This is a genomic window from Eikenella sp. NML99-0057 (genome assembly GCF_001648535.1).
Classification (GTDB): Bacteria; Pseudomonadota; Gammaproteobacteria; order Burkholderiales; family Neisseriaceae; genus Eikenella; species Eikenella exigua.
The window spans coordinates 276083-290777 of record NZ_LXST01000001.1; the positions used below are offsets into that span (position 1 = coordinate 276083).

Genomic DNA, 14695 nt, shown 5'->3' on the forward strand with positions numbered 1-14695 from the left:
CAAAACAGATGCCACAACATTTTCAGGTAGCCTGCCGTATATGAAGAGGAAGCCATGCAACAGAATAAAAGCAAAATCGTGATGCTGTATCCGTATTCCGGACAAATGCTGGCCTGGCAGACGGCTTTTGTGTGGGGGTTCGTATTGTGGACAATGTATGTGCTGATAGATACGACTGGCGGCTGGTTGGGTAACGGATTTTGGTTTGAATTTGTGTTAGTGGTGTTGCGGGTGCTGATGGTCGGCTTAATCATGATACTGGCTGGCGAGCTGCTGTATGACTGGTGGCATAAACTAACTGGCAAAAACTTCCTGCGGCTGGACACAGCGCGAGGAATATTACTGCACGGTCGCTGGCGTTGGGGCTGGCAGGCGCAGCGGGAATATCCGCTCTCGATGTTTGCGGCGGTGGCGGCGGAGAAGGTGCAGAATGATTACCGTGGCTACTACGGGCGCTTGTGGCTGGAATCAGCAGATGGGCGGAATGATTTGGTATTAGAGGAAGATTTCCTGCCGCATAAGGGCTCGCTGCACGAATTAGACAGGATTCAGAACCATATCGCTAAGGCAACGGGTTTGGCCAAACGGCCGGTAATCAACACAGTAATCCGTGCGGCGGAGGAAACGGCAGCCAATCCGGCACAGTTGCAGCCTTTGCAAGCGAAAACGCTGCCTGCGTGGCGGCAGGCGGTGAATCTGGCGGCGGCCGGGTTGTGGACTTGGCTGGCGGTCTGGTTGCTGCGTTTGGCGGCGGATTGGCAAAGCGGCAGCCTGCCCAAGCCGCTGTATTTCGGCGCGGGGCTGCTGGCGCTCGGGCTGCTGGCAGTGGCGGTGTCGGATGTGCGCGGGGTGTTTCGTGCGCGGCGCGGCCGGAAAACGCCGCAAACACAAATGGCTTGGCGGCAGCCCTCCGAAATCAAAGCTGCGCTGGCAGCGGCCAGGCAGGTGGAACACGAGCCGCAGCCGAAGCTGCCGGAACGTGCCGCGCCGAAACTTGCGGACGGGACGGAATTTGCCGTGTATTCGGTTGGCACTTTGCTCTCGCGCCTACTGTTCTTGCTGTTTGCTTTTGGGATGGTGTGGATTGAGGGAGGGGTCGGCTGGCGGCTGTTTTGGCTGGTGGCGCTGCTGTCTATCGCCGGGCGGCTGGCGCACCGTTGGCATACCTTGCGCAAGGTACGCTACAGCGTGCTGGGAGACGAATTGATTGTGTACCGCCTGCACAGTTTCAAGTGGCTACCTGAAAAACGCTATGCGCTATCGGAATTTTGCGGCATTTACAGCCGCGTGCGGCGCAATGGTGTGAGCGTAGGTTTGAGCGAAATCTGGTTGGCAGGCAAAGAAGGTGGCAAAAACGTACGGCTGCTGGAGGCGGATTCGATAATGCGGGATAACCGGCAAACGGCAGAGAAAACGGCCAAACAAATCAGCCGAGCTACCGGGCTGCCGCTGCTGGAGTATGTGAGTGAAGATCGGGAAGGAGCCGGCTGAAGCGCTGGTTGGGAAAAAGACGAAGCTTTCAGGTAGCCCAATTGGTTACTCGGGCTACCTGAAAACCGACATCAGCGTTTGAAGAAAATATCGATGTAGTCGGCTGCGTTGTCACAGGGGTTTTGTATCGGCTGCATGCGCCAATATTGGCGTGAGTCTTTGGCTTGAAACAGGAAAGTGCCGCTGCGTTCGCAGGTTTGACCGTTGTTGATGTGATATACGCGGGTGCTTACGTTGCCGGTGAAGTAGAAATGGCGCCGGTCGATGACTTCGATTAGGCCGTCGAGTTTCACGAAATCGCCGTTTAAGGATTGGTAGGCATTGATTTCTAGGCCGTTGCTGCCCCGGCGGATGGTAGCGGTGCCGAAACGCTCCCAGCTTATCCATTGCAGGGAAAACATATGCTTGCCCAGCAAGCTGCTTTCGGCAGCGGCCACTTCTTCCGGGCTGCCGGTTTGCAAACTGGCATCACGCATATCGACGATGCCCGGCAGGTTTTGTGCACTGGCGGTTTGAATGCAGAATAATCCGGCCAGCAGTAGGGCGGTTAGGCCGGTAAACAGGCGTTTGACGGGGTGCATAGCGTGCTCCTTTTAAGTAAATTTGTGAAAAGGAATGCTGCATCCCCATCATAGCGCATCCATTTTTAAACCGCCATAATCGCTTCAAATTTAAGAAAATTGTTTGCTTTAGGGCAAATTGTTCTTTAACAATCCGGTATTTCAAATCTTGCTTGTGCCGCAGTCGATCAGGGTTTCGCCCACGCAGATGATTTGGTTGTGGAAGGCGTTGAGGGTGCTGCGGTGGCCGATGCTCACGATGATGCTGTCGGGCAGCTCTTGGCGGATCAGGCGGTAGAGGGCGGCTTCGGTTTCTTCGTCGAGCGCGGCGGTGGCCTCATCGAGCAGCACGAGGCGGGGGCGGGTGATGAGGATGCGCACGAAGGCGATGCGCTGCAGTTCGCCGGGGGAAAGTTTGTGCTGCCAGTCGTCTTCGGTGTCGAGCAGTTCTTTCAGGTAGCCCAGGCGGCAGGCTTCGAGGGCGGCGGTAAGCTGGTGTTCGTCGGGGCGGATGTTGGGGTAGCAGATGGCGCGGCGCAGGCTGCCTTGCGGGGTGTAGGGGCGCTGGGGCACGAAGAGGATGTGTTCACGGGCGGGGCCGATGATGTGGCCGCTGCTGCCGAAGGGCCAGAGGCCGGCCAGGGCGCGCAGCAATGAGGTTTTGCCGCAGCCGGAGGGGCCGCGGATGAGTAGGGAATCGCCGCTTTGGGCGCGGAAGGAGACGTCGGAGAGCAGGATGTTGCCGTTGTTACGGTACAAGGTGAGCTTGTCGGCCTGCAGGATGCAGTTTTCAGCTTCGTGTTGCGGCTGTCGATAGGGCAGGTGGTCTTGCATGCTTTGGAAGAAGCCGTCGAGACGTTCGAGCCGGGCTTGATAAGCGGTGAAGTCTTTGTAGGAGTTGCGGAAGAAGGATAGGGCACGTTGCAGGCGGTTGAAGGCTTGCACGGTTTGGTGCATATCGCCGATTTTCACTTGACCGGCGAAAAAGCGCGGGGCTTGCAGCATGAGGGGCAGCAGGTTGGAAATTTGGGTGATGCCGGTGTTGAAGCCGTTGAGGCCGAGGCTGCGGAACACAATCTGCCAGCGGTTGCGGATGATGTGGGCAAAGTGGCGGCGCAGGTTGCGCCCTTCGGCGGCTTCGCCGTTGTAGAAGGCGATGCTCTCAGCGTGGTCGCGCACGCGCACGAGGGTGTAGCGGTAGTTGCCGTTGAAGTGTTCGTTTTGGAAATTGAGCTTCACCAAGGGGAGGCCGATCCACACGGAAGTGGCGGTGGCAAAGAGGATGAAGAGGTAGATAAACATCACCATGCCGCGCGGGATTTCCAGCCCCAATACGCTGAGCACGCCGGAGAGATTCCAGAGGATGACGGTGAATTCGATGGTGGAAACGATGGCGCTGATCAGGCCGTGCACGAGTTCGGCGGTGGAGGCGATGAAATCTTGCGCGTCTTGCTGGATACGTTGGTCGATGTTGTCGGGCGCGTGGCGGCGCATGTGCAGGCGGTAGTAGTTTTTATGGGCGAGCCAGCTTTGAGTGAGCGCGGCGTTGAGTTTTTCCAGCCAGCGGATCATAAAGACTTGTTCGAGCAGCTCGTCGGCCAGGGCATGGATGATTTTGAACACCATTAAGGCGCTGTTGATACCGGCGAAAAACCAGAAGGCGGCTGCGGCGCGGTCTTGCAGGGAATCGTAGAGGCCTTTGTAGAAAAAGGAATTGAGCACGCTGATGCGCACTTCGAGCAGCACCATCAAGAGCAGCGCAGCCAAGAGCAGGTACACTCGGATATGGTTGCTGCTTGCTAAACAGGGGCGCAGGCTGCGCTCGAAGCGCTGGCCGAAAGTAGTACGGCGCAGTAGGAAGGCGGCGATCAGGCAAAACAGCAATACGCCGAAAAAGCTCTGCACCAGCCACAGCGGGCTGTCCAGGAGCTCGATTTTCCATTGTTCTTGTTTCATATGTGGTGTTTGGTTGGATAACTTTATTTTTCAGGTATGGCAAACCAATTTAACTTTCGCTGCCGCGTTGGTTCGCCTTGCCGTACTTCTGTACTGTCTGCGGCTCACCGCCTTGTATCGAAAGCCAATTTGGTTTGCCTAGCCCTTTGGGATTGAAAGGCTACCTGAAAAATAAGACGGCAGTATAGTGAATTAAATTTAAACCAGTACAGCGTTGTCTCGCCTTGCCGTACTATTTGTACTGTCTGCGGCTCGCCGCCTTGTCCTGATTTAAATTTAATCCACTATAAGACGGGGTTGAAACAGGCAGGCCAAACAGCGCGGAAGGCTACCTGAAAAGCGGGATGACATTTTTCAGGTAGCCTCTATGGGGCGTTATGCTGTGGCCAAATGCTTAAAACTCAAACTTGGCGGAAACGCTGATTTCGCGCGGATTGCCGATGGCGATCATCGGGTATTGCGCCGAAGAGCCTACGGTGGAGGTGTAGTACAGGCGGTTGGTCAGGTTTTTGCCGTTGAGCCGCACGTTGAGCTTGTTATCCCCGATTTTGGTGTCGTAGGAGACAAAGGCATCAGCTACGGTGGCTGCAGGAATTTTCCACAGACGGTCGCCGCTGGCGGCATTTTTGCCGATATACCATGCGCCGTTGTATTTGGCTCCGATGCCGGCGCGCCAGTTGCCGCCCAGCGCGTTGCCGAAATCATAAGTCAGATATAGGCCGAACTGGTTGCGCGGGGTATTGTTCAGCGGCAGGCCTTGGGCGGCGGCTTCGGCTTCCAGCACCTTGGTTTCGGTGTAGGCATAGTTGGCGTTCACACCGAGGCGTTCGGTAATCTGGCCGCCCATTTCGGCTTCAAAGCCCATGGAGCGGGCGCGGCCGGCAAAGCGGGTTTCAGTTTGGCCGCCAGAGGTTACGCTGTAGCGCACATTTTCTTTTTCGATATGGAATAGGGCTACTGCGGCAGAGAGACGATCGCCGGCAAATTTGGCACCGATTTCAAAGGCTCGACCTTTTTCAGGCTGGGCATCACCAGGGATTTCGTTGGCCACGGAAACCTGTGGGCGGAACGAAGTGGCGTAGCTGCCATAGAGCGACCACTGCGGGGTGAGGCGGTAGGTTACGCCGAGCGAGGGCGAGAAGTTCCAGCCGTGGTTGTCGGTATTGGCTTTGAATACGAAATTGCGGTTGGCGCGACCGGCGTATTGGTCGAAATACTCGGCGCGCAGGCCGGCAGACACAATCCATTTTTCGCCGAGATGAATATCGTTATTGGCATACAGGGCGAAGGTTTTGAGGATTTCAGTTTGCTGAGTGTTGTTGCCTTGGCCGTCGATGGTGTTCACGCCGGGCTGCGGGCTAATGCGGCCATACACCGGGTTGTACATATTGATGGTGTAGTTGTTGGCGGGGCTTTGGTAGATTTTGCCCAGCAAGCGGTCGTTGTGCATGGCTTCGAGGCCGAAGCCGAGTTTGTGCCGTACGCTGCCGGTATGCACGTCGCCTTTGAAGCTTAAGGCCAGGTTGTGCACACGCAAGCGGGCATCCTGCGTGCCGTCGATGCGGCGGCGCACCGTGCCGGTGGTGGTGTTGATACCGGCGGCGGTGTTGGCAATACGGGCTTTCCAGTCGTCGTAGGTATGGTAGGTGAAGCCGTAGTTCAGGCGCATTTTCCACTGTTCGCTCAAATATTGGTCGAGCGTGAACTGGAACATATGGTTTTTGCCACTCTGCTCGCTGAAAGGCTCGTCCAAGCGGCGTTCGGCGGGAATAGCGAGGGGTTTGCCGTAGTTTGCGCCACGGGTGGAGTCGAGGAAAGTGCCGCGGTCGAATGGCACGGTGTAGTCTAAGTATTCGTAGGCGGCGGTGATGGTGGTGTTTTCACCAATCCATTTGATCGAGGGGGCGATGGTGGTTTGCTTGATTTCGCCGAAATTGCGCCAGTAGTCGCTTTGGCGGTAGTCGGCGATGAAGCGGTAGGCCCAGCTTTGGCTGGAGCCGATGGGGCCGGTGAAATCCACACCCACTTGGCGGGCGCTGTGGCTGCCGAAGCTGGTGCTCACGGAGCGGGCAGGTTTGAGCTGCGGCTGTTTGGTTACCACATTCACCACGCCGCCGGGGTCTTGCACGCCGTAGAGTGTGGAGGCCGGGCCTTTGAGCACTTCCACGCGCTCGGCGGTGGGGCTGAATACGTGGGTTTGGGTCATCTGCATGCCGTTGCGCAGCACGGAGTTGTCGCGGTTATCGCCGAAGCCGCGTTTCACCACGGCCTCGAGCGTGCCGGCCAAGGTGTTGGCCTGGCGGATGCCGCTCACGGTGAGCAGGGCTTCGTCCAGCGAGCCGGGGCGGCGGTCTTCCAGCACGGCGGGGGTAACGATGTTTACGCTACGGGGTACTTCGAGCAGCGGGGTGTTGCCACCGCCGATGACATCGGCGGAAATGGGCTGGTAGCCGCTGGCATAGCGGCGGCGGGCGGTGATTTCGATGGCTTCGAGCTCGGTGCTGTCGGCCTGCTGCTCCTGCCCTTGGGCAGGCTGGGCTTCATTCGTGCCTTCGGCATAAAGCAGGCCGGGGCTGCTGATGGCGGCCAGGGCGAGGATTAGGGCTTTGAGGTGTGTGCGCGGTTGTTTCATGAGGATGTTTCCCTTAAACATTAAAAATAGGCAGTTGGGATGAGCCTACTGCCATATCGGTTAGTAAACTATATTAAGAACGATTTGCATTTTAATGCCTGCTCTAATTTTGGCAATCAGTGCCAAATGATGCCTAATTTAGATTTTTGTTTTTTAAATATAACTTCCCGTGTAAAAGACAAGTACTGTTGCAAATCAGGTACAAACGCTATGCCGGACAATTGAAAAATGCCTGCGGTTTGCAGACCCACAGGCTACCTGAAAAGCGTTTTAGGGGAAAATGGCGGGAATGTTGTTTAATGGAGTTCTATGGTTTTCAGGTAGCCTTTTCTGCTATTTGGCCGGCTATCTGAGAACTGGTGTTGAGTTGTGCTCGTGTTGTTCAATTTGGGATTGCAGTTTTGTTTAACCATTTCAGGTAGCACCAGGCTGCCGAAATCCACTCAAGAAAGGAAAACCATGAACCTTATTTCCATTGCCACTATTGCCGGCGTGATACTCGTCGCGCTGTTTGTGCTCGGCCTCATCCTCACCCGACTGTACCGCCGCGCCAGCAAAGAGGTTTCTTTTGTTCGCACCGGCTTCGGCGGTGAAAAAGTCATCATGAACGGCGGCGCGATGGTGCTGCCCGTGCTGCACGAAATTATTCCGGTGAACATGAATACGCTGCGCCTTGAAGTGCGCCGTGCCGCGCAGCAGGCGTTGATTACCCGCGACCGGATGCGCGTTGATGTGATGGCGGAATTTTACGTCCGCGTCAAACCCAGTGCCGAGAGCATCGCCACCGCCGCGCAAACGCTGGGTATGAAAACCATGTCGCCCGACGAATTGAAAGACCTCGTCGAAGGTAAATTCGTTGATGCCCTGCGCGCCGTCGCCGCCGAAATGGCGATGGAAGAGTTGCATGAAAAACGTGTTGATTTCGTTCAGAAAGTGCAACAAGTCGTGAGCGAAGATTTGTTTAAAAACGGCCTCGAACTCGAAACCGTTTCCCTGACCGGCCTCGACCAAACCAGCTTTGAGTTTTTCAACCCGCAAAACGCTTTTGACGCGGAAGGTCTGACCAAACTGACCGAAACCATCGAAGGCCGCCGCAAAAAACGCAACGAAATCGAACAAGACACCGATTTGGCGATTAAAACCAAAAACCTCGAAGCCGAGCAGCAACGCTTGAAAATCTCGCGCGAAGAAGAATACGCCAAACTCGAACAAGAACGCGAAATCGCCGTGCGCCGCGCCGAACAGGAAGCCAGTATCGCCGAGCAGGAAGCGCAGAAAAAACGCGAGGCGGAAGAAGCCAAAATCGCCGCTGAACGCGAAGTGGATTTGAAACGCATCGCCGCCGAACGCGACATTAAAAACGAAGACATCCGCAAAGCCCAAGCCGTTGAGCAGGCGGAGGTTGAGCGCCGCAAAGCCATCGAGCTGGCCGAACAAGATCGCGCCATCGCCGTTGCCGAGAAATCGCGTGCCGAATCCGAAGCCAAAGCCGAAGCTGACAAAGCCCGCGCCGCCGCCGTGCGTGAAGAAGAGAGCGTGATTACCGTGCGCGAAACCGAACGCGCCGAACGTGCCAAAGCGGTCGAACTGATTGCCGCCGAAGAAGCCGCGCAAAAAGACGCGATTTCGCTCACCGTCGCCGCCGAAGCCGAGAAACAGGCCGCGCAAGACCGCGCCGAAGCCGTGCGCATCGCCGCCGAAGCCGAAGCTGAGAAACAGCGCCTGCAAGCCAAAGGTGAAGCCGATGCCAAAGTCCTGCTGGCACAAGCGCAAGAGCAGCAATACAAAGTCGATGCCGAAGGTACCCGTGCCGTGAATGAGGCCGCCAACGTGTTGAGCGTTGAGCAAGTCGAAATGCAAGTGCGCCTCGCCTTGTTGAAACACCTGCCCGACATCATCCGCGAATCCGTGCGCCCGATGGAAAACATCGACGACATCAAGATTCTGCAAGTTAACGGCTTGGGCGGTTTCGGCGGCGCTGCCGCAGACGGTGTTTCAGCTAGCCCCAGCGCCCAAGGCAACGCGGCTTTGTCCGACCAGGTGGTGAACAGCGCCCTGCGTTACCGCGCCCAGGCTCCGCTGGTGGACGGTTTGCTCAAAGAGCTGGGCTTGAGCGGCGGTGACATCAACGGCCTCACGCAAAGCCTCAATCCCGCTGCTCCTGCGAACCAGACACAGCCGCAAGAGGAGGGTGAGGCTGAATAAGAGTTGATGGTGTGAATGAAGAAAAGGCTACCTGAAAACGAACGTAGTGAGTTTCTGCGAAGCTAAAACGAACGCAGCACAGTTTCTGCTTAGCTAAAGTTTCAGGTAGCCTTTTTTGCGTTTACGGTTTGCAAGCCTGTCAAACACCGCGTTCGAAGGCCTCAATCTCACCCACCTTCGGCGCATAGCCGCTGGAGGTGTCGTGGCGCAAATCCAGCCAGATGTTTACCAGCGCCCAAGCGGCAGGGGCGGCGATGACATTTTGCCCCATGCACAGCACTTGCGCGTTGTAGTTTTCCACCGAGCCGCGCAGGGTGAGCAGGTCGTGGGCGGTGGCGGCGCGGATGCCGCGCACTTTGTTGGCGGCAATCGCGGTGCCCACGCCCGTGCCGCAAATCAGAATGGCACGGGCGGCGCGGCCGGCGGCCACTTCTTGCGCGGCGGCAAAAGAGAGCTGCGGATAGCTGCCATCTGGCGACGATAAATCCACCAAGCTCGACACACGCGGGTCGTTTTGCAGATGCGTTTTGAGTGCGTTTTTCAATTCAACGCCGTTGGCCGGTGCGGCAATCACGAGTTTCATCAATCGCTCCTTATTCTGATGTGGGAAATGCAGCCAGTATGCGCCGCTTGGCTGCTGCTTTCAAGCCGGGCTGCCTCAGCGCAATTCTGCCTCTTCCTGACCAGCACGCACAATTTGGTGGACAATTGTACCGCCGCAGTATTGTGTGATCAGTATGCCCAACTCTTCCTGTGCTGAACGTAGTTCGTCGTCTCCCACTTCAACTAATGCTTCAATCACAAACACACAGTCAGTTGTATCTGGGCTAATGACTGTACGTGCCACCTCACGCCAGTTCCAGCGTCGGCAAATGGCGCCAGCGTTGTCTTTATAGAAAATCTCGCCCTCTGCTGGCGCCTGTGCCTCATCTTTGCCCAACACAACCACCGGCACTTCATCCGCTCCAGCGTAGGTTAGCTGCAAATTACCCTGCATGGCATCCAAATTTTCTCCGCCCACTGGCACGGTGTATTTGAGCGAAATATAGTTATAAATATCTACCAACGGGCTGATGCTGCCCAACCCTTTGCCTTTAGAAACGCGTTTATATAGTGCTTCTACCGAGCTTGGATATTCTTTGGCCTTCACACCAAATTGTCGATATGCCTCGCGCCAGGCAGCAATTTTCGGCAATTGTGCTACAGGCTGTCCTCCACAATTTTCCGCTACATTATTTGCCACCTGCTGCAATTGTGGCAGGAAAACAGCCATATCTGCCTTATTGTTCACCCCACGTGCCACACTAATACCAATACGTAATCCAGGAAATTGGGTAAACAATTGTTTGTCTGCTACAAATTTCATCTTAATATTCCTTACTAGCTCAATCTTGTCCGAAAGTAGGCAGATTATACGAATAGCAGATTGGCAAGCCAATACGGTAAAGGCGATATAATCCCCGCTTTCTGCCCGCTAAAGGCTACCTGAAAATGTCCGCTCCCCCATCCGATACGCCGAACAGCCCCGGCATCGCCATGCTGTTCGGCCAGCCGGTTACCGACCTGCCCGCCGACCTCTTTATCCCGCCCGATGCGTTGCAGGTGGTGTTGCACAGCTTTGAAGGCCCGCTCGATCTGCTGTTGTACCTTATCCGCAAGCAAAACATTGACGTGCTGGATATCCCCATGCTCAAAATCACCGAGCAGTATCTGGCCTATATCGCGCAAATGGACGAGCAAAACTTGGATTTGGCCGCGGAATACCTGCTGATGGCGGCGGTGCTGATTGAAATCAAATCACGCCTACTCCTGCCCGCGCCGCCCGCCGCCGAAGATGAAGACATTGCCGACCCGCGCGCCGAATTGGTGCGCCGCCTCTTGGCCTACGAGCAGATGAAGCTCGCCGCCGTAGGGTTGGACGCGCTGCCCCGCGCCGGCCGCGATTTCGCCTGGGCGTATCTGCCGCTGGAAATCGCCACCGCCGCCAAACTACCGGAGGTGCGGCTGGCCGACCTCACCCAGGCCTGGCTCGCCATCCTCTCCCGCGCCGGCCAACGCCGCAGCCACACCGTGGTGCAGGAGAACGAAGCCCTTTCAGTGCGTGCTACCATGAGCCGCATCCTGCGGCGTCTGCAAGACGGCGGCTGCCGCTTCAGCCGATTGTTTGAGCCGGAAAGCGGCGTGGCGCAAGTGGTGGTGTGCTTTATCGCCCTGTTGGAGCTGGTGAAAGAAGGGCTGGTGCGCCTCACTCAGGAAGACGGCGCATTTGGCAATATTTTAGTGAGCCTACCCGGAGAGGCAGATGAAACTGCCATGCTGCAAAGAGAAGGCGAAGATGAAAATAAATAGAAAGGCTACCTGAAAAACCGTTTGCCATTTTTCAGGTAGCCTTGACAAAGCCTCCTGCCAGTCAAACAATAACGCCCCTCCGCCTCCCAAAGGCTACCTGAAAACATATTGTCTTACAGTAGAAACCACCATGCCCGCAAATTCCGCTCTCTATCGCATCCTCATCCAACACTACCTCGACCTCCCCCACTCCCGCGCCATCGGCCTGTGCTATGAAGGTATCCGTGCCCGCCGCCCCATGCTCAGTTTCGATTGGCGGCCTCATCTTGTTGGCCGCCACGACACCCAGATCATCCACGGCGGCACCATCACCACCCTGGTCGATATGGTTTCCGCCTGCGCGGTAACCGCCCAGCTGCCCAGTGCCGAAATCCTCGCCACCCTCGATATGCGCATCGACTATATGCACCCCGCCACCCCCGGCCGCCGCATCTACGGACGCGCTGAATGCTACCGCCTAGCTGGCCAAGTGGCCTTCGTGCGTAGCTGCTGCTACCAAGAAGACCCTGCCGACCCCTTCGCCTTGGGCATGGCCACTTTCATGCGTACCCCGCTCACCCCAGAAGAACAAGCTAAACTACAGGAGATGTTGCAAGCATGAACAACACCCTATTCACCCTTTCCAGAGAACTCACGGCAGAAGCCGCCGACCTCATCCCCTACACCGGATTCATTGGCCTGCAATGCGGCGAATCCAACGGAAATCCCCTGTTTGCCTTACCATACAAACGCGAAAATATCGGCAACGTTTTCCTGCCTGCCCTGCACGGTGGCATGCTCGGCGGCTTCATCGAAAGCTGCGCCGTGCTCTTCCTCTACCGCCAGGCCGGCCTCGCCGAGTTGCCTAAAATGATCGATTTCTCGCTCGACTACCTGCGCAGCGGCAAGCCGGAAACCACCTACGCCCGCTGCTCCCTCACCCGCCAAGGCAGCCGCATTGCTAATGTGGCCGTGGAAGCCTGGCAGTCTGATTCCGCCAAACCCATCGTCGTGGCCCGCTGCCACTTCCAAATGCCCGCTGCCCAATAACTTTCGCCCTAAGGAGCGTGCAAAATTTCAGGTAGCCTGTTTTCCGTTAAATAGGCTACCTGAAATTTTTAATTATTTTTTCATACAAGGCGGCGAGCCGCAGACAGTACAGGAGTACGGCGAGGCGAGCCAACACCATATCCAACGCAGGAAGTGAAGCATTTTTAGCTATATCAAACCTTAATCCACATATTCTCCCTCATCCTTATTCAAAAACGCATACGGCACGCCAATCAGCAGCCCGCCGCCAATCCAATTCGCTACAAAAGCCACACTGCAATGGCGCAGGATATTCAGCACCTCAAAATGAGGCACGCTATCGGCAATCTGATTGAAGCCCACCAGCGCAAACGAAGCAAAGTTTGCCGCCACGTGTTCGTTGGCCAAAAACACAAACATATACACCGCCGCAAACACTGCCGCAATCTTCGCCGCCTGTTCCTTCAGCAGCAGATAGGATAACACCGCCACGTTTACAAACAGATTAGCGAAAATCCCCTCCGACAGCACTAGGCCGTTCGGCCGTTCCAGCTTGTGCCCCACCATATTGGCCAAATAGCCATCCGCCGAAATGTGGGCAAACGCGCTGGTTTGGTTGAACAGCCAAGCGGTGAAAATCGAGCCGATTAAATTAAATGCCGTGCAGTAGAGCAAAATAATCAGCGCCTTTTCCCATTTGATTTTTTTGAGGAAGGTACCGGCCGTGAGGTACATCATATTGGAAGTGGTAAGTTCCGCATTAAGAAACAAGATATACACCAGCCCCCAAGAGAAGAAAAACGGAAAGGCAAAACGCCCCAGTGAAGGATGCGCTGTGTTGAGTACATCCGCTGCAATCACACCCGTGGCCGACGTGAGCGTGAGCAGCATGCCGGCAATCAGCGAACGCAGCGCATACTTCGCCTTGTTGCGCTCAAACAACCCCACCTTTTTGCGGCAGGCTAGCTCAATTTTTTCCACAAATACGGATTGTGCCATGACAGCTTCCTTTTTTAAATTAAATAGGTTTCAAATCATTTGGTTGATTGTTCTCATTCAGTCTTCGATGAGTCTAGCAAAGGCTACCTGAAAATTTTCTTATGCCGGTGTCGACATGGCCATGCCGGCCTACAGTTTTGCTGCTGAGGTTTACCGGAATATTATATTATACGATGTAGTTAGGGTTGCTGCTTAGAGCAGTACGGGATTCTTGGTACATAGAGTTTGCCTGTGTATTGCCAATAACATGCATGGGTTATTTTGGTTTCGCTGCTGATGGTGGTGATAGTTTCATGGCATTCCTTTGTTTCAGGTAGCCTTTCAGACGGCCTTGAAGCTGCCTGAAATCATTCTACGGCATAGCACAAAATAGTTTTGAGCTTTTCCGGTGCGGTTGGCGTTGTTCAGATAAATTTCGCAGTTCGTAGCGCTGCTGCGTTGTAGGCCGTGTTCTTGGCAGAACTTGTCCATTTTGGCGAACGAAGTGAGTTCGTCATCAAACCTGCCAACATGTAGAATGCTCACGCATTTGCTATTAGCCATGCGTTCAAAGCATACTTCTTTATACAGGTTTCTTAATGCGTGTTTTGGCCTGCGCATCTTGTCACATTTCAGGCGTGATGAAATCAGACTGGGCGATCATAATGGCGTAGACCAAATTGCCTTTATCCAACTTATCCTCTCCCGCCGTTTTTTGCTGCTAAACGCCTTCCAGCGGCTACACGGAAAAATCGTCAACAGCCTGCCTGGCAGTGGATTTTGTAATTTATCTTCACGGCATACGTCAAGTTGTACAGAGCGCTCATGCGTTCGGAAAAATTAGCAGCATCGCAGCATTGGGGGTTGCCTTCGCCGTTTATCATAATGAACGATTGCGGCAGTACATCCAGCAATACAAGCGACACCTTAATACCGTATGAATCTTTAGTTAACCTTCTTCCATTCTTGTTTCATAATAGTTTCCCTCCTGTAGAAAGGCTACCTGAAACCTACTTTCAAGGCTGGCTATATGGCCCCAGTGTGCTTTGGCTGCCTTCCGATGCCTTACTCGAAGCCGCATCCCATACGGGTGTTATACAGTAGCGCGCAGGGTTGGCAGCCGCCGTGTCTACGCGCGCTGCCCCAGTATTCCACTTGTCCCGCTTGCGCATAGGTGCTGATGGCTATTAACACATGCCGCCTGCACTCATGGATGTAGCGTATGCCTTCGATGATGAATTTTTGATCGAAATTCAGGCCAGGGAAGTCGCGCACGTTAGTCGTGTTTTTCGGCTCCGTGTAAACCGTGTCCGTGCCGTTGTCCACGGCGGTTTTCAGGGAAGGCAGGCTGCCGGCGAGGCAGGCGAGTTCGGGGATGCTGCTGTGCTCGACGGGCTATGAGCTAGATGGCGGTTTGGCACTGATTTAAATCAACATCGCTGGGTGGGTATTTTCAAGCAGTCTCTTTCAGGTAGCCTTTGCGCAAATAGATATAGATAAGGCTACCTGAAAACTT

The 14695-nt window shown here is 55.2% G+C and carries 12 protein-coding genes and 2 pseudogenes; 5 read left to right on the top strand and 9 right to left on the bottom strand.

The window, feature by feature from the left end:
* Positions 1-54: 54 nt before the first annotated feature.
* Positions 55-1491 carry a hypothetical protein gene (locus A7Q03_RS01410; RefSeq protein WP_067446696.1) on the top strand — a complete coding sequence of 479 codons (1437 nt, stop codon included), beginning with the start codon at positions 55-57 and terminating at the stop codon, positions 1489-1491.
* A 71-nt stretch (positions 1492-1562) separates the two neighbouring features.
* Here the strand turns inward: A7Q03_RS01410 and A7Q03_RS01415 are convergent, their stop codons facing one another.
* From A7Q03_RS01415 to A7Q03_RS01425, 4 genes and pseudogenes are all read right to left on the bottom strand, one after another.
* Entirely contained in the window at positions 1563-2072 is a 510-nt protein-coding gene (locus A7Q03_RS01415; protein WP_156502923.1) for a hypothetical protein, read from the bottom strand.
* Between the two features lie 141 nt (positions 2073-2213).
* On the bottom strand, positions 2214-4007 hold the full coding sequence (locus A7Q03_RS01420; protein WP_067446698.1) for an ABC transporter ATP-binding protein/permease: 1794 nt from the start codon (positions 4005-4007) through the stop codon (positions 2214-2216).
* A 182-nt stretch (positions 4008-4189) separates the two neighbouring features.
* Positions 4190-4311, bottom strand: a pseudogene (locus A7Q03_RS10045) (IS5/IS1182 family transposase); the annotation flags it as partial.
* Positions 4312-4401: 90 nt separating this feature from the next.
* Positions 4402-6639 carry a TonB-dependent siderophore receptor gene (locus A7Q03_RS01425; protein WP_082880641.1) on the bottom strand — a complete coding sequence of 746 codons (2238 nt, stop codon included), beginning with the start codon at positions 6637-6639 and terminating at the stop codon, positions 4402-4404.
* A gap of 459 nt (positions 6640-7098) precedes the next feature.
* Here A7Q03_RS01425 and A7Q03_RS01430 point away from each other — a divergent pair, with 459 nt between their 5' ends.
* Complete coding sequence (locus A7Q03_RS01430) at positions 7099-8844, top strand: flotillin family protein (RefSeq protein ID WP_067446700.1); 1746 nt, start codon at positions 7099-7101, stop codon at positions 8842-8844.
* A 139-nt stretch (positions 8845-8983) separates the two neighbouring features.
* Here A7Q03_RS01430 and A7Q03_RS01435 read toward each other — a convergent pair whose 3' ends face one another.
* Together A7Q03_RS01435 and A7Q03_RS01440 are read right to left on the bottom strand one after the other, a co-directional pair.
* On the bottom strand, positions 8984-9427 hold the full coding sequence (locus A7Q03_RS01435) for an RpiB/LacA/LacB family sugar-phosphate isomerase (RefSeq protein ID WP_067446703.1): 444 nt from the start codon (positions 9425-9427) through the stop codon (positions 8984-8986).
* A gap of 75 nt (positions 9428-9502) precedes the next feature.
* A complete protein-coding gene (locus A7Q03_RS01440; RefSeq protein WP_067446705.1) occupies positions 9503-10210 on the bottom strand; it encodes a B3/4 domain-containing protein in 708 nt (235 codons plus the stop codon).
* A gap of 125 nt (positions 10211-10335) precedes the next feature.
* Between A7Q03_RS01440 and A7Q03_RS01445 the strand changes: the two genes are divergently transcribed.
* From A7Q03_RS01445 to A7Q03_RS01455, 3 genes are all read left to right on the top strand, one after another.
* On the top strand, positions 10336-11193 hold the full coding sequence (locus A7Q03_RS01445; RefSeq protein WP_067446707.1) for a ScpA family protein: 858 nt from the start codon (positions 10336-10338) through the stop codon (positions 11191-11193).
* A gap of 130 nt (positions 11194-11323) precedes the next feature.
* Entirely contained in the window at positions 11324-11794 is a 471-nt protein-coding gene (locus A7Q03_RS01450) for a PaaI family thioesterase (protein ID WP_067446709.1), read from the top strand.
* A complete protein-coding gene (locus A7Q03_RS01455) occupies positions 11791-12222 on the top strand; it encodes a PaaI family thioesterase (protein WP_067446711.1) in 432 nt (143 codons plus the stop codon). The genes A7Q03_RS01450 and A7Q03_RS01455 overlap by 4 nt, the downstream gene beginning before the upstream one ends.
* A gap of 180 nt (positions 12223-12402) precedes the next feature.
* On the opposite strand, the gene A7Q03_RS01460 is transcribed toward A7Q03_RS01455, so the two are convergent.
* The 3 genes and pseudogenes from A7Q03_RS01460 to A7Q03_RS09650 form a co-directional block, all read right to left on the bottom strand.
* A complete protein-coding gene (locus tag A7Q03_RS01460; RefSeq protein ID WP_067446713.1) occupies positions 12403-13200 on the bottom strand; it encodes a formate/nitrite transporter family protein in 798 nt (265 codons plus the stop codon).
* 321 nt (positions 13201-13521) lie between these two features.
* Entirely contained in the window at positions 13522-13800 is a 279-nt protein-coding gene (locus tag A7Q03_RS10495) for a GyrI-like domain-containing protein (protein WP_369799376.1), read from the bottom strand.
* 513 nt (positions 13801-14313) lie between these two features.
* Positions 14314-14556, bottom strand: a pseudogene (locus A7Q03_RS09650) (U32 family peptidase); the annotation flags it as partial.
* Positions 14557-14695: the final 139 nt, after the last annotated feature.

Excerpts from the sequence above, each read along its gene's own strand:
- A7Q03_RS01410 (WP_067446696.1), top strand. The coding sequence starts at position 55 with ATGCAACAGAATAAAAGCAAAATCGTGATGCTGTATCCGTATTCCGGA.
- A7Q03_RS01415 (WP_156502923.1), bottom strand. The coding sequence starts at position 2,072 with ATGCACCCCGTCAAACGCCTGTTTACCGGCCTAACCGCCCTACTGCTG.
- A7Q03_RS01420 (WP_067446698.1), bottom strand. The coding sequence starts at position 4,007 with ATGAAACAAGAACAATGGAAAATCGAGCTCCTGGACAGCCCGCTGTGG.
- A7Q03_RS01425 (WP_082880641.1), bottom strand. The coding sequence starts at position 6,639 with ATGAAACAACCGCGCACACACCTCAAAGCCCTAATCCTCGCCCTGGCC.
- A7Q03_RS01430 (WP_067446700.1), top strand. The coding sequence starts at position 7,099 with ATGAACCTTATTTCCATTGCCACTATTGCCGGCGTGATACTCGTCGCG.
- A7Q03_RS01435 (WP_067446703.1), bottom strand. The coding sequence starts at position 9,427 with ATGAAACTCGTGATTGCCGCACCGGCCAACGGCGTTGAATTGAAAAAC.
- A7Q03_RS01440 (WP_067446705.1), bottom strand. The coding sequence starts at position 10,210 with ATGAAATTTGTAGCAGACAAACAATTGTTTACCCAATTTCCTGGATTA.
- A7Q03_RS01445 (WP_067446707.1), top strand. The coding sequence starts at position 10,336 with ATGTCCGCTCCCCCATCCGATACGCCGAACAGCCCCGGCATCGCCATG.
- A7Q03_RS01450 (WP_067446709.1), top strand. The coding sequence starts at position 11,324 with ATGCCCGCAAATTCCGCTCTCTATCGCATCCTCATCCAACACTACCTC.
- A7Q03_RS01455 (WP_067446711.1), top strand. The coding sequence starts at position 11,791 with ATGAACAACACCCTATTCACCCTTTCCAGAGAACTCACGGCAGAAGCC.
- A7Q03_RS01460 (WP_067446713.1), bottom strand. The coding sequence starts at position 13,200 with ATGGCACAATCCGTATTTGTGGAAAAAATTGAGCTAGCCTGCCGCAAA.
- A7Q03_RS10495 (WP_369799376.1), bottom strand. The coding sequence starts at position 13,800 with ATGCGCAGGCCAAAACACGCATTAAGAAACCTGTATAAAGAAGTATGC.